The organism is Bacillus mesophilus (genome assembly GCF_011008845.1).
Lineage (GTDB): Bacteria > Bacillota > Bacilli > Bacillales > SA4 > Bacillus_BS > Bacillus_BS mesophilus.
In genome coordinates this window covers 402,151-423,542 of sequence record NZ_JAAIWM010000001.1, presented here as the reverse complement: position 1 = coordinate 423,542, position 21,392 = coordinate 402,151, and the positions used below count along the sequence as shown (strand labels likewise).

Genomic DNA, 21,392 nt, shown 5'->3' with positions numbered 1-21,392 from the left:
ATCTATAATATCAATATTGGCTAATATAGCGATACTTAAGCTATTTTATCATATTTTGTATGAGAATGATGAAGGATGGTGTAAGGAAAGAAATGGAGATATATTTTTATGCAGGATTTAGCAGATTTTTGTAGAAATAATAAGTGTGCATCAGACATATAAATGACTTTGTTTAATTACGTTGTTGATACAAATAAAAGGGCGTTTCAGACCCGGAAATGTAGAAATTAGTTCCACTATAAAACAGGGGATTAATTGCCTCGTTATTTATATATGAAAGCTTGAGACTTCTGTTCCGAAAAGTAGGAGTCTCGTGCCAAGGTCACAGTCTACACAAACAAAGCCAATAAAATAGAAGTTTTAAATGGAGAGGAAGTGACCAAGCTTGTCTGAAGAGCAAACGGTTTTAGAGAAACAGACCTCTTATTATACATTGAAAAATGAAAATGAAATCCTTCTTGAGAAGGTGAATCAATATGAAATTATGTTCGAACAGTCTCTAGATGCGATCGTTCTATTCAAACATGGCCTTTTTTTTACCGAAGTGAATGAAGCAGCTTGTCAGTTATTTGAACTACCCAAGACAATTCTAACTACCAAAAGTCTAACCCAGTTTCTGTTACTAGAGTCTGTTGAAGGACTAAGTAAGCAAATGATGCTACTTGAAATGGATGGTTCTCTAAAAGGAGAATTTACCATTAGAGTTGCAAGTGGAAAAGTAAAATATATTGAATTTTCTGCACGTAAAAATATTTTACAGGAAGTAGACATTTGGATTTTGAGAGATGTTACCGCCAAAAAAAATCTTGAAAAACAACGCAATCTTAGTAAAAAGCTTTTTATGGACGTTTATAACCGTGCAGTAGATGGAATCGTCATATTCGATCGTGCTGGTAAGTTCATTAACTGTAACCATTCCTTTATTACTAGTTTTGAAACTACAAAAGAGGAACTTCTAAATGCACACCTCCATGACTTTGTTGAACAAGAGTTCTTATTTAAAATTGATAAATTATGGAGAATTCTTGATGAGAAGGAAAAAGCACAGGGAGAACTTCCGGTAAAATTAACAAACGGTACAAAGAAAATCTTTGAATTTACCACCACCTCGAATATATTTGATAATTTTTATATGTCTATTATGCGGGATGTCACTGATAAAAAGTTAATGGAAAGGAAGCTACAAAAGAGTGAGCTTAGATTCCGTGAAATTTTCGATGCAGCTCTAGACGCGATTGTGATTTGGGATCAAAAGGGAAGAGTTCTTCGAGCAAATGCATCAGCCAGTAAAACGTTTGAGATGTCCTTAGAACAATTATCTACCTTTAACATCTTTGATTTTGTTAATAAACGTAGTGAAGAGTTTATTAACATGAATAAGGAATTAACGGAGACCGGAAAAGTTAGGGCAGAGCTAGACTTTTTCATGATTAATGGTCAGGTTAAACGACTCGAATTCACAACTAGGTTTCGAGTATTAGACGGATATAATATGACCATTTTTAGGAATGTAAGTGAAACTCGCTTAATGGAAAAGGAATTAAGAGATAGTGAGCATAAATTTAGACAGTTGTATGATAATTCCCTTAATGGCTTTATTATCATAGAAAATGATGGGAATATTGTAGACATGAATCCAGAAGCTAAACGGATCTTTGAAATTGAAAATGAAATACCATCTTCATTTCTTACATTTCAGGATTTTATTCTATCTACTGAACAGGACAAAGAAGGAAAATGGAAGGAATTGTTAAAAAATAGTCATCTTCATGGTCATTTTGTTTTAGATACCAGAATCATTGAATATACATTGAGTAAAAATATTTATAAAAATCATCACTTAGCTATTCTGCATGACGTGACTGATCGAAAGGCAATGGAGGAAAGACTTCGAAAGTCTGATACGTTAAATGTTGTCGGGGAGTTAGCAGCGGGAATTGCACATGAAATTAGAAACCCTATGACAGCATTAAAAGGTTTTATCCATCTGTTACAAGGGAGCGTTAAGGAAGACTTTTCTATGTATTTTGAAGTCATTACATCTGAACTCAAAAGAATCGAAACGATTATTACTGAATTCTTAATACTAGCAAAACCACAAGCAATTCGTTATCAGCAGCAAAATTTGGTAAAGATTATCCATGAAACAATTGATTTACTAACTCCGCAGGCTGCTCTAGAAAATATTCAATTTGAATTAAAAGTAGACGGGAAAATACCAGAAGTTTATTGTGAGCCAAATCAGCTAAAGCAGGTATTTATTAATATTCTAAAGAATGGTATTGAAGTAATGGCTGCAGGTGGTGTCATTCAGGTGAAGGTTTCTCCTGAATCCAATCAATTTATAAAACTATCCTTTAAAGACCAGGGAACAGGTATATCCAAAGACAAGATAAAGAGACTAGGAGAACCGTTTTATACGACAAAAGAGCGTGGAACTGGACTTGGATTAATGGTGTCATATAAAATAATAGCTGAGCACAATGGTCGGATAGAAGTGGAGAGTATAGAAGGCGAAGGAACTGTCTTCCATATATATTTACCGATTACGCAATCTACTTAGGAGAAGGACTATGCTATATTATAAAAATATTCATACATTGCTAGGCATAATCTATATTGTTACTTCTGAAAATCATGTGGTAGGTGTGTTAATTGGGGAACCTCAGTGGGCTGAGTACCAAAAAAAGAACCAAGATCATCTTATACAAGGTTCTACTAAACTACTTGAAGATGCAGTTGTGCAAATGGAAGAATACTTTAAAGGTACTAGAATGTCATTTGACTTACCCTTGTCACTATCAGGAACAGATTTTCAAAAACAAGTATGGCAAGTTTTACAGGCTATTCCGTATGGTGAAACAATCAGTTATTTAGATGTTGCTGAGAAGATTGATAAACCGAAGGCAGTTAGGGCTGTTGGGCAAGCTAATAGAGCTAATAAACTACCAATCATTATTGCCTGCCACCGAGTCATCGGAAAGAATAAAACCCTCACTGGCTATGCAGGGAATAAGGTGGACTTAAAAGAAAAGCTATTACAGCTAGAGGGTTCAATAGAGTTTAACCTGAAAGTCAATGAATAATATTATTCATTGACTTTCTAGTGATTGATGAGTATTCAATCCGTAGGGGGAAAAGGATGGAATTAGAAACAGCTCTTTACTTTGTACAACAATATGGTTATATTGCGTTATTCCTAGTTTTATGGATTGGTTTTTTCTTCATGCCTGTTCCGAATGAAGTAATAGTTATGTCAAGTGGGCTCCTTATTGCACAGGATATATTTTCCCTACTCCCTGGTATAATTACTACCTATTTAGGAGTAGTCATGAGTTTAACTACACTATATGTACTAGGGAGATTTTGCTTTCATCCCATACAAAAAAAGTTATTATATAAACCAAGATTTCAGAAGTATTTAGAGAGTGCTTCTCAATTAATAGATAAACATGGACCTTTAGCCTTAATGATCGGATATTACTTTCCAGGTGTTAGACACTTTGTCCCTTTTGTTATTGGTAGTAACAAAATGAGTTATCGTGTTTTCGCATTATACGCATATGGGACAGCTGCAATTTGGACGATTGTCTTTTTTATGATTGGGTATTTTTTTGGTGGGAATATGGACAATATTCTTAAGAACTTATTCACGTATGGCGGTATTGTTACAGTCAGTGTGTTAACTCTCATATTGTTTCTATATATTAGACGAAAAAAGAAATATAAGCTCAAAAGAATGGAAAAACTGAGTTAGCGCCAATTTTTCTTATAAGAGAAAAAAAGAAGGATAACAAGGTGTTAAACCCCTTATTATCCTTCCAACATAAATATAACATCAAGATTATTCGAAGAATCCAGTGTAATAGGTACTCGAATCGCTTTACTAAATCCCGAGAGTTTTGCTTCTCCTACAAGAATAGTGGGAGGCGTGATATCCATAATCAAATCATTTTGAGAAGCATTAGTTGCTAAATTACCAGCAATCATATTACCAAGCTCACCAGTAAATGACTCTAACATTTCGCCTTCAAGCTGCATCCCATACATCATTTCACCTATCGTGCTAAAGGTTGTTGGACTTCCATCAATAACAATTCTCCCCTTAACATCTCCTGTCATTCCTATTAAAACGGACATTTTCGACCTAATCACACTATCTTGAAAAAGTGAAGGGCTACTAATAGTGAGTTCCATAGGTAAGACACTTTTAACTGAATGTATAGTCCCATTTAAGATCTTTGTTATGCGATCATTGTTTGACACAGTTTCACCTCTTTTTGAAGTAATGAATGATAGGATTTTTGGTCTTACGGTTTTTCTATGTCATTTGAAATATCATATCATGAATTACGAAGAGGTTGTAAGTAATTTTGAAAAAATAATCGAATATTGTCGAAAAAAACAGTCTAATAAATAATTAGACTGTTTTTTCTGCAAATAATTGTTTGATTTCTTCTGTATAATTACCTTGCAATACACCTTTTTCTGTAATAATCGCTGTAATTAATTCATTTGGTGTTACATCAAAGGCTGGGTTAAATACTTTAACCCCAGCTGGTGCAATTTGTTGACCAAATATATGTGTGATTTCTCTTGCATCGCGCTCCTCAATCGGGATCAGCTGACCGGAGGATAATGATGGGTCAAAGGTTGACAAAGGTGCTGCAACGTAAAATGGGATATCAAAAGCTTTTGCCAAAATAGCAAGATTATAGGTTCCAATTTTATTAGCGGTATCTCCGTTTGCAGTGATTCGATCTGCTCCTACAATGATTGCGTTAATCCCCTTGGTAGAAATTGTATGGGCAGCCATATTATCAGTTATTAAGGTAACGTCTACATCTGCCTGCATGAGCTCCCATGTTGTTAAGCGTGCCCCTTGTAGTACCGGACGAGTTTCAGAAGCAAATACCTGTAGTCTTTTACCTAAATCCTTTGCCAAATAAAAAGGAGCAAGTGCAGTTCCATATCTAGCTGTAGCGATCGAACCAGCGTTGCAAATCGTTAGGATTTTATCGTTATCGTTAAACAGTGACAAAGCGTTAATACCGATTTGACGACAAACCTCCTCATCTTCAGCCTGTATTTGAATAGCTTCATGAGTTAATGTCGTTTTTGCTTCATTTACTGAGATGGCATTCTTCACTTTGTTTACCAGTCGGTCTAATGCCCATGCTAAATTAACAGCAGTTGGCCTTGAGCTTGCTAGATATTCACGGTCCTTGTTTAATCTGTCATGGAAGCTTGTTAAATCGAGTTCCTCATAACTATTTGCCGCCATTGCTAGTCCAAAAGCTGCAGTGAGTCCAATGGCGGGGGCTCCTCTAACCTTTAATGTGATAATAGCATCCCAAACATCTTTTATATTCCTTAATTCAACATAAACAGTTTCAAGAGGAAGCTTTTGCTGATCAAGTAATAGTATGTGATCATCCTTCCATTGAACAGATTGTGGAATTGAAAAATTCTTAGTCATTCTGTATAACACTCCTTACTTCTTGAAGTAGATCATCTATTGAAACGATATTTTTACGATTCATGATCAAGGTTTGTCCTAATAATAATGCGTTCTTCTTAGCTTGGATGCGTTGCCCGTGATCAACAATCCCATCTAAGTCTGCAACATGTGCTAATCCAATCGTCCGTCTAATTAGCTCACACCCAGCAAAGCCAATCGTATCTTCAAGGATTTCTTGAAGAGTAAACTCCAGATATCCTGGTACTTTCGTATAAATCTCCACACCTTCTGTTTCCCATAAAGAAGAAAATTGATCAGTGAAAACAGACCAGGTAGTGGATACATGGTTATATAGGAATTCTCTTTTTTGGGACTGAATCGAAATCGCATTTAATAATAAATTAGCAATAAACTGTCCAATGTCAAATCCAATGGGACCGTAAAAAGCAAACTCAGGATCAATTACCTTTGTTTCATCTGAGCTTGCAAAGATACTTCCCGTGTGCAAATCCCCGTGTAATAACGTCTCAGTATTTGTTAAGAATTTCTTCTTAAGTTTTGCCACTTCTAGCTTAAGCTCAGTCCGATTCCAAAGGTCATGAACATTAGCTAAAAGATCTTCCTCAAAATTATTAGTCTCATGATCAAAAAACGGATCTGTAAATACTAAATCCTCCGTGATTTTACAAAGTTCAGGGTTAATGAATTCCTTTACTTTCTCTTTCTTTACCTTAGGATCTAGAGCGTAATCTGATGAATGAAACAGCGTTTTAGCCATATATGTGCCAATATGCTTTGAAAGAAGTGGGTACTGATGGTTCTCAATAAGCCCTTTTCTAGCAATTTCTAGATGTGACAAATCTTCCATAACTGTAATGGCTAATTCTTCATCTGTAAAATAAACTTCTGGAACCAGTTCAGGAACAAAATTTGCTGCAACTTTTAGTGCATTTGCTTCGATTTTATTTCGTTGAAGTGTTAATGGCCAGCTTTCACCAACAACCTTTGCATAAGGTAATGCTTGTTTAATAATAATGCTTTCTTGATTGATCTCATCTTTTATATGAAAAACTAAATTTAAGTTGCCGTCCCCAATTTCTCTACACTTCAATACTGCATCCGTATCAAATAAGGAAAGTTGTAGTGCTAATTTAACAGCAGTATCCTCCGTTAATGGCTCATATGTAGATTGATTTAAAATAGTCATCTTCTAGTAACCTCCCTGAACATCATAAAATAAAAAAGCCTCTTTCAATAAAGAAAGAGGCTTGAAGTCATAGCTTCGCACCTCTTATCTACCAGAACAATCTTCTGTTGGATGTAGCACCGTGCCTTACAAGAGAATAACTATCGCATTAGCGTTATTGTTATTCTTTTAGCGCACATCTATACTACTCGTGCGCCCCATTTCACAATGGTATTACGGTCGGTTGCTGCAGCTTCATAGGGCCATTTCCCTCAGCCAACTCTTGATAAGAGATTATATAAATTGAAAAATGTTTATTAAGTTTTGTAACTCGGAGTTCATAATATCAAGTGATTTAATATTTTGTCAATGTATTTTTAGTTTAATAAAATTCTGGCCGGCGATCTAGGAATATAGGAATTTGCTTTCTAACACTTTGTACCTTGTCTGTGGATATTTCTCCTGACAGGATTGATTCCACTTCTGTAGCTTCGGCAATAATTTCTCCCCAAGGATCTATGATCATAGAATGCCCGGCAAATTCATTTTTTGGATCATTACCAGCTCTGTTACAAGCTACAACATAGCATTGATTTTCGATCGCTCGACTAATTAAAAGAGAGCGCCAATGGTTTAATCGTGGGGCAGGCCACTCAGCTACCACAAAGAGAACTTCCGCTCCGCTCGAAGTGTGCTTTCGAATCCACTCTGGAAAACGAATATCATAACATATGAATCCTGCACAGTTTATATCATCAAGCTTAAACAAGCCCTCGCTAGATCCTGCTTGTAAGTAATGATGTTCATCCATCAGCTTAAAGAGATGTAACTTACTATACTCTGTTACAAGTGAACCGTCCTTGCTAATGATGTACATGGTATTGTAGACACCTTCGTCTGTACTCTTTGCAATGGAACCACCAACAATATGGACATTGTTTTCTTTCGCTATTTGGCTTAGAAATGATAGTGTTTCCTTACCTTCATGATCGGCGATCTCATCTAATCTGGTTAAATCATAACCAGTTGTCCAAAGCTCAGGTAAGACAATTATATCTGGCTGCTCTAAAGCGGCTTTTTCAATTTTCTCACGCATACGTTTAAAGTTTTGTTCAGGATTTCCAAATGTTATGTCAAATTGGATGCAGCTAACCTTTAAATTCAAATTGCATCGTCCCCTTTAAAAATTTACTTTACAAGTTGTCACTAACAATATAATATTACTGACGTTAATTTCAATATATATTTTTGATTAAGAGAAACTTAGTATCAATTTTTTTCTTTTGGCTGTGTTAATGACCAGTTTGACGTGTTAACCTTGTTGTTGATTTTCGTTACAGGACACTCGCTTTCCGCGGGCGAGTCCGTGAGCCTCCTCGGCGAAAAGCGCGCCTGTGGGGTCTCCCGTGATCCGCTTTCCCGCAGGAGTCTCGCGTCCTTCCACTTCAATCAACAGTGCAATAACTTTCTTTTTAAATATAACTTGGAGTAATCTAGCTTCAGTAACATTTGTTTGAATTTCTTATTCACTCAAAGATAAGATAAGATAAATAAAGATTACGTTACTAAAGGAGTAAATCATGAAAACGTTTGAACAATCTGACATACTTAAAAAGTTACCGACTCAGTTTTTTGCTACCCTTGTTGGAAAAGTTAATAAGGTAATTGCCCAAGGACATGATGTTATAAATTTGGGACAAGGAAATCCTGATCAACCTACACCAGAGCATATTGTTAAATCTATGCAAGAGGCAGTTACGAATCCTTTACACCATAAATATTCTCAGTTTAGAGGACAACCATTCTTAAAAGAGGCGATTGTTACATATTATGAACGTGAATATGGGGTGAAATTGGACCCAGAGAAGCAGGTTGCTATTTTGTTTGGGGGAAAAGCAGGGTTAGTGGAAGTTCCACAATGCTTGCTTAATGAAGGTGACATTGCATTAGTGCCGGATCCAGGTTATCCAGATTACTGGTCCGGAGTAGAATTGGCAAAGGCAAAGATGGAACTAATGCCTTTAAGAGCAGAAAACCGATTTTTACCAAATTATGATGAACTAGATCCTGCTATTTTAGATCAGGCAAAACTGATGTTTTTAAACTATCCAAACAACCCAACTGGTGCTGTCGCAACCAAAGAATTCTTTGAGGAAACAGTACAACTAGCAAATAAACATAATCTATGTGTGGTTCATGATTTTGCATATGGCGCAATTGGTTTCGATGGTAAAAAGCCAATAAGCTTTCTTGAAATAGATGGTGCGATTGATACAGGAATTGAAATCTACACTCTTTCAAAAACCTATAATATGGCAGGATGGCGTGTCGGATTTGCTGTTGGGAATGAGAGTGTAATAGAGGCAATTAATCTTTTACAAGACCATATGTATGTAAGCCTTTTTGGGGCAGTTCAAGAGGCAGCAGCAACAGCCCTCTTATCCTCACAGAACTGTGTAGATGAGCTAGTACAGAAGTATGAGAGTAGACGTAATACATTTATATATGAGCTTAATAAAATTGGGTGGAAGGTAGAAGCTCCTCCTGGTTCTTTTTTTGCATGGCTCCCTGTTCCAGATGGTTATACATCAGTTAGCTTTTCTGACTATTTGTTAGAAAAAGCTCATGTTGTTGTGGCACCTGGAATTGGTTTTGGAGAACATGGAGAAGGTTATGTGAGAGTTGGGCTACTTACTGATGAGGATCGACTAGTAGAGGCTGTCTCACGTATTAAAGAGCTTCAAATATTCTAAGGATCCTTAAGATCTGAAATAAAAGAATTGCTTGACAATTATTTTTGATGCTGTCATAATCCATAGTAATTTGAGAAATGATTTATACGACTGTTGTACGTCGTCAATTATAAAAACTTATCAAGAGTAGGCGGAGGGACTAGCCCGATGAAGCCCGGCAACCGACTTTAGATTCCCATCAGAATCTGAGGCACGGTGCTAATTCTTGCAGCGTAAGAGCTGAGAGATAAGGGGAAGTTATTGTATTTAACCTCTTCTTAGGAAGAGGTTATTTTTTTCGAACATAATGACTTAGCTCCTTCTTTTAAAAAATGTACAAGGATTAGTCAATCCATCTAATCCTTAACAAACTTGTTTAATTTATAAATGGTAAGGGAAGCTAAGCAAATAGATTATTTGTATAAAGAGGTGTTTTATTTGGCAAGTGTCATAGCTACATATCTCATACATGATGCAAAAGGAGACCTTCAGAAAAAAGGGGAAGGGATTGCTCTAGGATTAACGATTGGATCTTGGACTGACCTTCCTCAGCTTCAGCAAGAGCAACTTAAGAAACACAAAGGCGAGGTTGTCTCGGTTGAGGAGTTATCTGACAGTTCTCAAGTTAATCAATATTTAGGGAAACAGGTAAAGCGCGGGTTTGTAAAGGTTGCGTATCCAATCGCTAATTTCTCACATGATATTCCAGCCATTTTAACCACCGTATTTGGAAAGTTATCACTGGACGGTGAAGTAAAATTAATCGATTTAGATTTCCCACAAGAGGTGAAACAAACATTTCCAGGTCCGACCTTTGGAATTGATGGTATCCGAGCTAAATTAGGAGTTCATGATCGACCCCTGTTAATGAGTATATTTAAGGGAGTAATTGGACGGGATCTTACTTATTTAAGAGAACAGCTCAAAGAGCAACTTTTAGGTGGAGTAGATTTAGTAAAGGATGATGAAATCCTTTTTGAAAATCCACTTACACCTTTTGAGAAACGAATTACTACGGGTAAAGAAGTAATAAAGGAAGTTTATGAAACGACTGGTCATAAATCTTTATATGCCGTTAATATATCAGGACGAACATTTGATTTACTAGACAAGGCAAAACGTGCAAAAGAACTAGGTGCAGACTGCTTACTATTTAATGTATTTGCTTACGGTCTTGACGTACTTCAAGCTTTAGCAGAAGACAAAGAGGTAGGTATCCCAATCATGGCACATCCAGCAGTTAGTGGTGCTTTTACCCCTTCAGAATTTTATGGTATTCACAATCCGTTATTGTTAGGGAAACTTTTACGATATGCTGGCGCTGACTTCTCACTGTTTCCATCGCCATATGGAAGTGTTGCTTTAAAAAGAGAAGAAGCACTAGGTATTGCATCAGAGCTTACGAAGGAAGATTCGTTTAAGAAACCTTTTCCTGTACCTTCAGCGGGAATTCATCCGGGACTTGTACCAATATTATTTGAGGATTTTGGTGTCGACTCAGTGATTAATGCAGGTGGAGGAGTTCACGGACATCCTGATGGTGCCATCGGCGGTGGAAAAGCGTTTAGAGCAGCAATTACAGCCACACAAAAAGGTCAAACCCTTACGGATGCTGCAGAACAGGATGAATATTTAAAGAAGGCAATCTCTCTATGGGGGTTGTAAGAGGTAAAAAATGATGAATTCAGTTATATTTTGCGACTTTGACGGGACAATTACTGAAACGGATAACATCATAGCATTAATGAAACAGTTTGCTCCTCCAGAATGGAATGGCATTAAAGACCAAGTCCTATCCCAAGAAATATCCATTCAAGAAGGAGTCGGCAAGATGTTTTCGCTTCTTCCTTCCACTCTCAAAGAAGAAATTATTGACTTTCTTAAAGAGACTGCAATTATTCGTAAAGGATTTGCTGACTTTGTAAATTTTACAAAGGAAGAAGATATTCGACTTTACATTGTTAGTGGAGGAATTGATTTTTTTGTTTATCCACTACTAGAAGGGCTTATCAGTAAGGAATTTATTTATTGTAACGAATCTGATTTTTCTAATGAAAAAATTAAGATCCTATGGCCAAATAGCTGTGACGAGACATGTGAAAACGGATGTGGCTGTTGTAAACCTACTATTATCAAAAGACTAGCTCATGAAGATGATCATATTATTGTTATAGGTGATTCAATTACAGATCTTCAAGCTGCCAAGCAGGCCCACACGGTATTTGCCCGTGACTTTTTAAAGGAAAAGCTAACTGAGTTAGGCATACCTTTTCACCCATTTGAAACGTTTCATGATGTCATAACCTATTTGCAGCAACAAAGGGTGGTAAAGCTATGAGTGCGATCCAAGAGAGATGGAATGAGCTAGCTGATATCAAGGATGAATTAGCATGGAGAGATTGGTTTCCGGGAACAAGCGGGAATTTATCTATTAAAGTAACAGAAGAGCCTTTAACATTCCTAGTAACAGCAAGTGGAAAAGATAAACGAAAACGAACTGAGGAAGATTTCCTTTTAGTGAATAATGAAGGACTCCCTGTAGAGAACACTCATCTAAAGCCGTCTGCAGAAACACTGCTTCATACAGAAGTGTATAACAGAACTAAAGCTGCATGTTGCCTACATGTCCATACCGTAGACAACAATGTGATGTCAGATTTATTCTATGAGCAAGGTGAGATTGTCTTTCAAAAGCAGGAGCTTATCAAAGCATTTGGACTGTGGGAAGAAGACGCAACCTTTACAGTTCCTATTATTTACAACCATGCCCATATCCCAACTTTAACTCAGGAATTTATTCCTCATATTACAGGAGATACCGGTGCAGTGTTAATACAAAATCATGGTATTACAGTGTGGGGGAGAACCCCACTTGAAGCCAAAAGATATCTAGAAGCATGTGAATTCCTATTTAGCTTTGAACTAAAGAGGCTTATGCTCAAAAACATTCGTTAACTCACTTTAACACACTAACGCATCGGGGGCCTGGCCCCCAATGCGTTAATGTGATGAAGCAAAAATATAAACTGAAACCGCAAAGGGAGGAATAGTAAAATGGCAACAATTCGTATTCATGGTAGTGATGAGGTTATTGAGGATCAGGTAAAGGTAGCTGAATTTTTAAATAGTAATGAAGTTATATATGAGCAATGGGATATTTCAAAATTACCAGCTCATTTAAGTGAAAACTTCCAGTTATCTGATGAACAAAAGAATGAAATACTTGAAGTGTTTAATGCTGAAATTAAGGATATATCGGAAAGAAGAGGCTATCAAACTGCTGATGTTATTGCATTATCGGATGCAACGCCTAATCTTGATCAGCTTTTAACTAACTTCCAAAAAGAGCATCATCACACAGATGATGAGGTTCGTTTCATTGTAAGTGGTCATGGAATCTTTATCATTCAAGGAAAAGATGAAGTGTTCTTTGATGTTAGATTAGAGCCAGGTGATTTAATTTCAGTACCAGAAAATGTCCGTCACTTCTTTACTCTTCAAGAAGATCGTAAGGTTGTAGCGGTTCGTATATTTGTTACTCCAGAGGGCTGGGTACCAATTTATGAGCAGGATGAAGTGAACGCTTAATATAATTACAAAAAGAAGACGCCTTTCATTAAAAAATAAGGAAAGGCGTCTTTTTTTATTGTTTAGGAAATTATAAAATAATCATTTGTGGATAACTAGGGTCAGTGCATTTAAATCTAGCTCCAGCGCCAAGCCCCTCGAGGTCAAATAACCCTAGAAGAATAAAAGGAAAGTTCACCCTTTTCTTCTTCTAGGAACATTTGCTTGTCGGGGCTTAACGGGGCGCTTGCGCCTTTTCTTCTTGTATAAACTCCCTTTCTTCTATAAGAGAGGCTGCCTTTACAAACCTGGCATTCGTTTTTATAACAGGGATAAACTCCTTAATAACTCCAGCTGTTTTCTCACCAGGAGGTCCAACGTGTCCAATAGCAACCACTTCATCTCTCACTTGTAGTTGCTTAATTAACCTTTTTGTTTGGTTAATAATATGTTGGGTTGTATATACATCATCAAAGAATAATTCATTCTCCAAATAGGGGACTCCAATTTCATTTGCTAATTCAGCAACTACACTTTTAGGACTAGTTTTACTATCTATGAAAATAAGTCCTTGCTCACGACAAACCTCCAAGATGATTCGCATGATTCTTTTATCGGCTGTTACTTTTGATCCCATATGATTATTAATTCCAATTGCATAAGGCACATCCTTGATTGCAGCTGTTACACGAAGTCGAACTTCATCTGAAGATAAATCAGTCGTAATTGCACCTGGTCCTAACCAACTTTTCTTTCCCTTAAGAGGCTCCATTGGTAGATGAACAATTACATCATGCCCAAGTCGATGAGCCCATTCTGCATCTGATTTTGATGTTTCTAAAAAAGGCATAACTGCAATCGTAAGTGGTATAGGTAAAGCTAAAATTTCTTTAGAACCGTTCATACTGTTCCCGAAATCATCAATTATAATGGCTACTTTTTTAGCCTCTGTCTCTGCACTGATTGAACTTGGAATAAAGAAAAACACGAGGATTAACGAGAAAGTGTATATAATACGTGACATAAAAATCTCTCCTTTTCATGACTATCTTTTGCGAACCAGTAGTTGATTCGAAGAAAACTTAAAATGGTTTTCTAATAGCATGAGCTAGAGAGATTTAGTTTACTCATCTTCTGTTTGAATAGTAGTATGTGTTTCAACTGCATTTGGATTTTGGTGTTGCTTCCATAGTCTATATTTGTGAAGGTCCTGTTCAATTTGCCTAAATATAAAGGCAATCATCGTGGCATCGTCAATATAGCCTGCTCCAATAAAAATATCTGGAATTAGATCGGTAGGAACAACGAAATAAAGAATTCCGATGACAATTAATGAAAGTGTCTTATAAGGGACCTCTCGATATCTACCAGAAACCCAATCATCGAAAGCATCAACCAGTAAAAGAAGTTGATTACGAAAACTTTCCACTCTTCCTACTTCGGATTTTGTCTTTTTAGTAGCTTCAGTAATTAGCTCCTTCGCTTTTTTTCGATCATTTATATATTGTAATGCCTTAGTCCTATATTGCTTGACTCCTTTAGCGGGCAAGTCATTTTTTATACTTCCCATCGTTTCACTCCTAATAAGAATGTTCTTCTCCATAGTTTAACTGAAAATACAAAATTAATAAAAGAAAGATGTCTAAAATGTGACATATTTTTGAAAAAAAGAATATGAAAAATTTGTCTAATTTTGCGATTCTATTTACATAAATAGTAGAATTTGTAATAATTCAAATAAGTTAATGTGTTTTAGTAGTGTAAAGGGTTGAAGGAGGAACAGTAGTTGCAAGATGAGATTGGTAATAACTTAAGCCTGTTACTAGAGAAGATAAACTTAAAAAGAGAAGAAATGATCTCAACAGCTATGCAAACAAGTTTTACTAGTGAAGAAACAATCAAGTGTAGCCAAGAACTAGATCAATTAATTATCCACTATCAAACATATAAAATATTAGAAAATAGAGTAGGTTTTTATCAATCTGTACTAAATACGATTTCATTGTTTGTCATGCAACCTATTCTTTCAATAAATAAAATAAAGTAATAGTAAACCTATTATGAATGCAAATGTTGCATTTATTAATAGGTTTTTTTATTTTCATTCCACATTAAAGAAACATTAAAATACTAGCCATAAATCTGAGATATCCTTATAATTACCATATAGTGGAATGAAGCTGAAAGGAGAACAAAAATAATGAGAATGTTGAATTATAACTTACTAGATGTTTTTACGACTACTTTATTTGGAGGCAATCAGCTCGCTGTATTTTCGAACGGGGAGGGGCTCACTTCAGAACAAATGCAAATGATTGCAAAAGAATTAAACCTTTCTGAAACTGTCTTTCTTTTTCCACCGACAACAGAGCGTCGACATTTTAAATTGAAAATTTTTACTCCAGCGATGGAACTTCCATTTGCAGGTCACCCCACGATTGGTACAGCCTTTTTGCTAGGTGAGAAAAAGATGACTCCATACTCTCATGATGGATTAACCGCTTTAACAGTGGAGGAGAATATAGGGCTAGTGCCATTACATTTATATGCTGAAAACGGTGAGATTACAAAGGCCGAGATGATTCAACCGATACCTGAAGTAACAGATCAAATGTTAGATTATAAAGCTTGTGCAACATTGCTTTCACTAGATGAACAAGATTTAGATACTGAACTTCCCATCCAAACCATTTCAGCTGGTATTCCATTTTTGTTCATACCAATCAAGAGTCTTGAGGCTATGAAGAAAATTCAATTTCGAATGGATGTATGGCAGAAACTATTTTCTAACGATGAAAACAAACGACATATCTTTGCATTTTCAGTGGAGACAGAGCAAGAGGATGCCCATGTACATAGTCGGATGTTTGCCCCAGCGATGGGAATAAGTGAAGACCCCGCAACTGGTAGTGCTAGTGGTCCATTAGGCTTCTATTTGGTTGAAAATAAGCTCATTGAACACCATGATGGTCTAATCACTATAATAAGTGAACAAGGAATTGAAATGGGTCGACCTAGTAGAATTGAAATCACATTAGAAAGAATAGAGGGGAAGATTAGTAAAGTTCTTGTAGGCGGTAGTGCTGTAATTATTGGGGAAGGTTCATTACGGCTACCTTAATTCACTTGACGGGTTGAAATATATATGGCTCTTTTTTAGAAAAGAGCTTCGCTTTACGAGCAATAAAAGATTAGAAAACAAAATGTAGAATACCGAAGAGGAGAAGCAATAATGGAACAGAGTGTGGATCGACTTTTTTCTGAAGACTTAGTTCATAAGGCTGGCCAAGGTTATGGAGCTGATACAAAGGAATATAGGAAATTAGGTGATTTTGAAAGCTACATTTTTGAAGTAAGCTATCATGGTAAACCAACCATCTTAAGACTTACACATAGCTCACATCGATCACCAGGACAAATAGAGGCTGAGCTTGAATGGGTTAACTATCTACATCAGAATGGTGTAAATGTTTCAAAACCTTATTCTTCAAGTGAGGGAAGTTATGTGGTCACGCTTCCAGTAGAAGGTAGCTTTTTCTATGCAAGTCTATTTGAAAAGGCACCTGGTAATAGAATCGAGATTCAGTCAGAGATGTTTAATGACAATCTTTTTTATGAATGGGGTAGAACTACGGGTCAACTCCACCGGTTAACTACAAGCTTTGAACCATCAGGTGTGAAAAGGCCACAGTGGGATGAAGAGGAACTTTTATATCCAGAGAAGGTATTACCTTTCACAGACCTACAATTCAATAAGGTAGCAGACCAGCTAGTCCATACAGTTAAAAGTTTACCAAAAAGCAAGGAAACGTATGGTCTGATTCATAGTGATATCCATTCTGGTAATTTCTTCTTGCACGAAGGTAAGCTTCAATTATTCGATTTCGATGATTCCCAATATTTTTGGTTTGTCCATGATATAGCCATTCCCATCTATTATAGTGCTTGGTACAAATTTCAAAATGGTAATAAGCAGGAGCGAACTGAGTTTTCAAAAGTTCTATTAGAGCAATTTCTTAAAGGCTATGAGAAGGAGTTTCATATTGATCATTCGATCCTTAAAAAACTACCGTTATTCCTTAACTTAAGGGATCTTGTTCTATTCAATGTTTTTCATAAGAAGATGGATGTTGAAAATGCTAATGAACGATTTAAAGCTTTATTAGGTGAGATTAAAGGAAGAATATTATCCCAAGACTCGATCGTTGATTTGAACGTATAAGCTCACACCTGTGAGCTTTTCTTCTATTTATTTAAACAAGTCTTCCAATTTAGTTTGACAACTATAAACAATTTTTAGTATTATATCTTTAATTCAAGATAATTGAAATTGATAAGGATATGATTATACATGGAAAATAGAAAAGATATTGATACGTCATTAAAGCTCTTTGTTGTCCTTTCTCGAGCTTATCGAAGTGTGAGTGACCAAGCAAATAAGTCTATTGCAAGCTTCGGGTTAAATCCGACAGAATTTGCTGTATTAGAGCTTCTGTATAATAAGGGAGAAACTCCGCTACAACAGATTGGAGGGAAAATCCTGATTGCTAGTGGCAGTATTACTTATGTAGTGGATAAGCTAGAACAGAAAGGTTTGTTAGCGCGTAAGCAGTGTACGAAGGATCGTCGTGTCACATATGCTTCATTAACTGATGAAGGTACGGCTTTTATGGAAAAGATTTTCCCAGAGCATGAGCAATTTATAAATGAAGTGGAATCTTCCTTGTCTCTTGATGAGAAGGAAGAATTAATCTCCTTATTAAAGAAGCTTGGCTATGGTGTGAATCGGTAAACTTAAAATGCTCTACATCCCAAAACGGGAATGTAGAGCATTCTTTTTTGTTTTAACAGTCAAAAAAAAGAGGTAATTAAGTTTACCTCTTTTCCCCTTACTCTTTGAATTCATTTGGAAGTATTAGAACCTCTACTCTTCGGTTGTTAGCACGACCATCTTTGGTGTCGTTCGTGTCTACAGGCTGGTACTCCCCAAAGCCCTTAGCACTAAATCTACGCTCATCAAGGCTTTCATTGTCTAACAACAACTTCATAAAATTAACAGCACGCATAACACTTAAATGCCAGTTAGAATCAAATTGTGAATTACTAATTGGTACATTATCTGTATGACCACTAATAATAACATTACGTGGAGGATCACTAACCAATAGTTCAGAAAGATCTTTTACTAGTGATTCTTCATTTAACTTAACTTCTGCAACTCCGGAATCAAAGAAAACATCATTTAAGATAGTGATTAGCAACCCTTCATCAGTTAACGTCGTTTCTAAACGTGTATCAAGCTGTTTAGCATCAATATATTTGTTAATTTTCTCTTGAAGTTCCTTTAACTCATTTTGTTCTTGGAGTTCCCTTAACTCATTTTGCTCCTCTTTATCAAACTCAGGATTTTCATTATCTTTATTTTGGGCATCTTCTTCGTTCAAGGATTGAGGCTGATCTTCAGGTAACGGACTAGGATATTCCATGAGTCCAGTACCTCCATTGAATGCAGAGCTAAATGACTCAGCCATTTGTTGAAACTTTTGAGCGTCTACAGAACTACTTGCAAATAACACGATAAACAGTGCAAGTAATAGTGTTAATAAGTCTGCATAAGGAATGAGCCAGCTTTCATCTACATGTTCCTCATGATGATGCTTTTTCTTCTTTTTACTCATCCTGTTTACCACCACCTTGAGATGCAAAGTATTGTTCGCGCTCATATTGTGGTAGATAGCTAATTAATTTTTGTTCTAGCATCGTAGGAGATTGCCCGTCTAATACGGATAATACCCCTTCAATCATCACGCGTTTAACACGAGCTTCATCGCGTGATTTGCGTTTTAACTTGTTTGCAAATGGATGATAAATGACATATCCAAAGAAAATCCCAAATAGTGTTGCTACGAACGCAGCAGCAATAGCAGCACCAAGTGCATCAATGTCAGCCATGTTTCCTAAAGCAGCGATTAAACCAACAACTGCCCCTAGAACTCCAAGTGTGGGAGCGTAAGTACCAGCCTGAGTAAATATACCTGCACCAGTGAGATGACGTTCTTCCATAGCTTCTATTTCCTCATCCATCACATCGCGGATAAATTCAGGGGATTGCCCATCAATGGCTAAGCTAAGACCATTTTTTAAAAAGGAATCTTCTACTTCGTTAACTTGTGCTTCAAGAGCGAGTAGTCCTTCTTTACGAGCAATATTAGCCCAATTTACAAAGGTTGGAATAAGATCAATAACTTGAACACTTCCTTTGTCAGTAAATATTATTTTTAATAGTTTAGGAACTTTCTTTAGTTCATGACCAGGGAAGGCAATGGTAACAGCACCAAACGTTCCAACCATGATGATGAAGATAGCGGGAATATTTAATAGAACTCCCATCGGAACTCCTTTAGTTACCATTCCTATTAATAAACCTGCTAGTCCGAGAATTAAACCAATAAAAGAAGCTTTATCCATAATGATCACCTTACTTTGTATTTTTTTCTGTTATTTCGACATAATTAGAGCTGTATCTGCAAATAGTGATTTGTTATCCTATCTTTCTTATCGGAAGGATCCCTCATTTGTTTAAGGATTTGACTGGATTATTTCTGAAAAAAACAGAATGAAATAAACTTGGACAAAAACTCTCATACTCATTGCAGGAAAAAGCAATTAGACTACCGAATAGTTACGTTGAAAACATAGAAGGAGTGGAATAGAATGAGATTTGAACAATTTGAATATAAACGACCAAATCTAGAAGAAATTGAAAATAGCGTTTCTGCGTTACTAACCAAATTTGACCAAGCTCAAACAGCAGATGAACAAAACCAAATTATGAAGGAAATCAACGGGTTACGAAACGATTATAGTACCATGTACAATATTTCATATGTTCGTCACACAATTGATACGAACGATGAATTCTATCAAGCTGAAAATGATTTCTATGATGAGAGTAACCCCATCATGCAAAAAGTCACTACCACTTTTTATAAAAGTCTAGTTTCGTCACCGTTTAGAACTGAGCTTGAAAATAAGTGGGGAAGTCATCTATTTAATCTAGCAGAGTTAGAATTAAAGACTTTCTCACCAGAGGTGATTGAGGACTTACAAACTGAGAATAAGTTAACAAGTGAATATACTAAGCTTGTTGCCTCTGCGAAGTTGACGTTCGAAGGTGAGGAAAAAACATTAGCACAATTATATCCATTTACAATCACAAAGGACCGAGACGTTCGTAAAAAGGCAAGCGAGTTATATTATGGATTCTTTGCTGAACATACAGATCAGTTTGATGAAATTTACGATAAACTTGTTAAAGTTCGAACAAAGATCGCAAACAAACTTGGTTATAATAATTTTGTTGAATTAGGTTATGATCGTATGCTTAGAACAGATTATAATGCACAGGATGTTGCAAAATTTAGAGATCAAGTAAAAGAGTTTATCGTACCACTAGCAACACAACTAAAAGAACGTCAACGTAACCGAATCGGTGTAGATGAACTGTATTACTATGATGAAGGTTTTGATTTTAAGAGCGGTAATCCTGAACCAAAGGGAAGTCCTGAATGGATTGTTGAAAACGGAAAAGCAATGTACAGTGAGCTTTCTGCTGAAACAAAAGAATTTTTCGATTATATGATTGAGAATAATCTTATGGATCTAGTTGCTAAAAAAGGAAAAGCTAGTGGTGGTTATTGTACATATATAAATAATTACAAAGCTCCTTTTATCTTCTCGAACTTTAACGGGACTTCAGGTGACATAGATGTTTTAACACATGAAGCCGGTCATGCTTTCCAGGTATATTCGAGTCGAGATTATGAAGTGCCAGAATATAATTGGCCAACCTTTGAAGCATGTGAAATTCACTCAATGAGTATGGAATTTTTTACATGGCCATGGATGGAGAATTTCTTTAAAGAGGATACAGAAAAATATAAATTCTCTCATTTAAGTAGTGCCCTATTGTTCCTGCCTTATGGAGTCGCAGTAGATGAATTTCAGCATTTTGTTTATGGAAATCCAGATGCGACACCACAAGAGCGTAAAGAGGAATGGACCAAACTAGAGAAAAAATATTTACCTCACCGAAATCATGAAGAAAATGAGTACTTGTTACAGGGTGGATTCTGGCAAAGACAAGGGCATATCTTTACGACACCATTCTATTATATTGACTACACGTTGGCACAAATTTGTGCATTTCAATTTTGGGTACGTGCTAGAGAAAATAAGGAAAATGCATGGCAGGATTACTATACACTATGTAAAGAGGGTGGAAGTAAGCCATTTACTGAATTAGTAAAGGTAGCTAATCTTGATTCACCGTTTGAGGAAGGTTCAGTTAGAGCCGTTGTTTCAGAGATTGAACATTTCCTTAACCAAATAAATGACTCAGAGCTTTAAAGAAAAAGCCGGAACTAACTAAGTTCCGGCTTTTTTT

The 21,392-nt window shown here is 36.2% G+C and carries 21 protein-coding genes and 2 riboswitches; of the genes, 13 read left to right on the top strand and 8 right to left on the bottom strand.

What is annotated here, in order from left to right:
• The first annotated feature begins 385 nt into the window (after positions 1–385).
• From G4D63_RS02130 to G4D63_RS02120, 3 genes are read left to right on the top strand one after another with little or no spacing between them, the layout of a single operon-like run.
• Complete coding sequence (locus G4D63_RS02130; protein ID WP_239585843.1) at positions 386–2,563, top strand: PAS domain-containing sensor histidine kinase; 2,178 nt, start codon at positions 386–388, stop codon at positions 2,561–2,563.
• Between the two features lie 10 nt (positions 2,564–2,573).
• Positions 2,574–3,086: a methylated-DNA--[protein]-cysteine S-methyltransferase gene (locus G4D63_RS02125; protein ID WP_163177210.1), complete on the top strand. Its 513-nt coding sequence runs from the start codon at positions 2,574–2,576 to the stop codon at positions 3,084–3,086.
• A gap of 56 nt (positions 3,087–3,142) precedes the next feature.
• Positions 3,143–3,757: a DedA family protein gene (locus tag G4D63_RS02120; protein WP_163177208.1), complete on the top strand. Its 615-nt coding sequence runs from the start codon at positions 3,143–3,145 to the stop codon at positions 3,755–3,757.
• 56 nt (positions 3,758–3,813) lie between these two features.
• Here the strand turns inward: G4D63_RS02120 and G4D63_RS02115 are convergent, their stop codons facing one another.
• The 4 genes from G4D63_RS02115 to G4D63_RS02100 all read right to left on the bottom strand — a co-directional run bounded on the left by G4D63_RS02115 (position 3,814) and on the right by G4D63_RS02100 (position 7,812).
• Positions 3,814–4,266, bottom strand: coding sequence for a chemotaxis protein CheX (locus G4D63_RS02115; protein WP_163177205.1), 453 nt, complete (start codon positions 4,264–4,266; stop codon positions 3,814–3,816).
• 154 nt (positions 4,267–4,420) lie between these two features.
• On the bottom strand, positions 4,421–5,479 hold the full coding sequence (gene mtnA, locus G4D63_RS02110) for an S-methyl-5-thioribose-1-phosphate isomerase (RefSeq protein WP_163177203.1): 1,059 nt from the start codon (positions 5,477–5,479) through the stop codon (positions 4,421–4,423).
• The gene (gene mtnK / locus G4D63_RS02105) at positions 5,472–6,668 is read right to left on the bottom strand and encodes an S-methyl-5-thioribose kinase (protein WP_163177201.1); all 1,197 of its coding nucleotides are present in this window, start codon (positions 6,666–6,668) and stop codon (positions 5,472–5,474) included. Before mtnK ends, mtnA begins: the two co-directional genes overlap by 8 nt.
• An 81-nt stretch (positions 6,669–6,749) precedes the next feature.
• A riboswitch (SAM riboswitch) is annotated at positions 6,750–6,940 on the bottom strand.
• An 89-nt stretch (positions 6,941–7,029) separates the two neighbouring features.
• Positions 7,030–7,812, bottom strand: coding sequence for a carbon-nitrogen family hydrolase (locus G4D63_RS02100; RefSeq protein WP_163177199.1), 783 nt, complete (start codon positions 7,810–7,812; stop codon positions 7,030–7,032).
• 415 nt (positions 7,813–8,227) lie between these two features.
• On the opposite strand from G4D63_RS02100, the gene G4D63_RS02095 reads away from it, so the two are divergent.
• The 5 genes from G4D63_RS02095 to G4D63_RS02075 all read left to right on the top strand — a co-directional run bounded on the left by G4D63_RS02095 (position 8,228) and on the right by G4D63_RS02075 (position 12,967).
• Positions 8,228–9,400 (top strand): pyridoxal phosphate-dependent aminotransferase, encoded by a 1,173-nt coding sequence (locus G4D63_RS02095; protein ID WP_163177197.1) that lies wholly within the window; start codon positions 8,228–8,230, stop codon positions 9,398–9,400.
• Positions 9,401–9,514: 114 nt separating this feature from the next.
• A riboswitch (SAM riboswitch) is annotated at positions 9,515–9,633 on the top strand.
• A gap of 184 nt (positions 9,634–9,817) precedes the next feature.
• Positions 9,818–11,044 carry a 2,3-diketo-5-methylthiopentyl-1-phosphate enolase gene (gene mtnW, locus G4D63_RS02090; RefSeq protein WP_163177195.1) on the top strand — a complete coding sequence of 409 codons (1,227 nt, stop codon included), beginning with the start codon at positions 9,818–9,820 and terminating at the stop codon, positions 11,042–11,044.
• A 10-nt stretch (positions 11,045–11,054) separates the two neighbouring features.
• The gene (locus G4D63_RS02085; protein ID WP_163177193.1) at positions 11,055–11,717 is read left to right on the top strand and encodes a 2-hydroxy-3-keto-5-methylthiopentenyl-1-phosphate phosphatase; all 663 of its coding nucleotides are present in this window, start codon (positions 11,055–11,057) and stop codon (positions 11,715–11,717) included.
• A complete protein-coding gene (locus tag G4D63_RS02080) occupies positions 11,714–12,334 on the top strand; it encodes a methylthioribulose 1-phosphate dehydratase (protein WP_163177191.1) in 621 nt (206 codons plus the stop codon). Before G4D63_RS02085 ends, G4D63_RS02080 begins: the two co-directional genes overlap by 4 nt.
• Before the next feature lie 99 nt (positions 12,335–12,433).
• Positions 12,434–12,967, top strand: a complete 534-nt coding sequence (locus G4D63_RS02075; RefSeq protein WP_163177188.1) for a 1,2-dihydroxy-3-keto-5-methylthiopentene dioxygenase — start codon at positions 12,434–12,436, stop codon at positions 12,965–12,967.
• 214 nt (positions 12,968–13,181) lie between these two features.
• Here the strand turns inward: G4D63_RS02075 and G4D63_RS02070 are convergent, their stop codons facing one another.
• Positions 13,182–13,970 (bottom strand): divergent polysaccharide deacetylase family protein, encoded by a 789-nt coding sequence (locus G4D63_RS02070; RefSeq protein ID WP_163177186.1) that lies wholly within the window; start codon positions 13,968–13,970, stop codon positions 13,182–13,184.
• A gap of 99 nt (positions 13,971–14,069) precedes the next feature.
• A complete protein-coding gene (locus G4D63_RS02065) occupies positions 14,070–14,516 on the bottom strand; it encodes a YkvA family protein (RefSeq protein WP_163177185.1) in 447 nt (148 codons plus the stop codon).
• Positions 14,517–14,732: 216 nt separating this feature from the next.
• On the opposite strand from G4D63_RS02065, the gene G4D63_RS02060 reads away from it, so the two are divergent.
• From G4D63_RS02060 to G4D63_RS02045, 4 genes are all read left to right on the top strand, one after another.
• Positions 14,733–14,993, top strand: a complete 261-nt coding sequence (locus G4D63_RS02060; RefSeq protein ID WP_239585842.1) for an aspartyl-phosphate phosphatase Spo0E family protein — start codon at positions 14,733–14,735, stop codon at positions 14,991–14,993.
• 153 nt (positions 14,994–15,146) lie between these two features.
• The gene (locus G4D63_RS02055) at positions 15,147–16,067 is read left to right on the top strand and encodes a PhzF family phenazine biosynthesis protein (RefSeq protein ID WP_163177183.1); all 921 of its coding nucleotides are present in this window, start codon (positions 15,147–15,149) and stop codon (positions 16,065–16,067) included.
• Between the two features lie 111 nt (positions 16,068–16,178).
• The gene (locus G4D63_RS02050; protein ID WP_163177181.1) at positions 16,179–17,168 is read left to right on the top strand and encodes a phosphotransferase enzyme family protein; all 990 of its coding nucleotides are present in this window, start codon (positions 16,179–16,181) and stop codon (positions 17,166–17,168) included.
• Between the two features lie 129 nt (positions 17,169–17,297).
• A complete protein-coding gene (locus G4D63_RS02045) occupies positions 17,298–17,738 on the top strand; it encodes a MarR family winged helix-turn-helix transcriptional regulator (RefSeq protein WP_163177179.1) in 441 nt (146 codons plus the stop codon).
• A gap of 97 nt (positions 17,739–17,835) precedes the next feature.
• Here the strand turns inward: G4D63_RS02045 and motB are convergent, their stop codons facing one another.
• Together motB and motA are read right to left on the bottom strand one after the other, a co-directional pair.
• Entirely contained in the window at positions 17,836–18,624 is a 789-nt protein-coding gene (gene motB / locus G4D63_RS02040) for a flagellar motor protein MotB (RefSeq protein ID WP_163177177.1), read from the bottom strand.
• On the bottom strand, positions 18,617–19,414 hold the full coding sequence (motA, locus tag G4D63_RS02035) for a flagellar motor stator protein MotA (protein ID WP_163177175.1): 798 nt from the start codon (positions 19,412–19,414) through the stop codon (positions 18,617–18,619). Before motA ends, motB begins: the two co-directional genes overlap by 8 nt.
• A gap of 246 nt (positions 19,415–19,660) precedes the next feature.
• On the opposite strand from motA, the gene G4D63_RS02030 reads away from it, so the two are divergent.
• Positions 19,661–21,355: a M3 family oligoendopeptidase gene (locus tag G4D63_RS02030; RefSeq protein ID WP_163177173.1), complete on the top strand. Its 1,695-nt coding sequence runs from the start codon at positions 19,661–19,663 to the stop codon at positions 21,353–21,355.
• Positions 21,356–21,392: the final 37 nt, after the last annotated feature.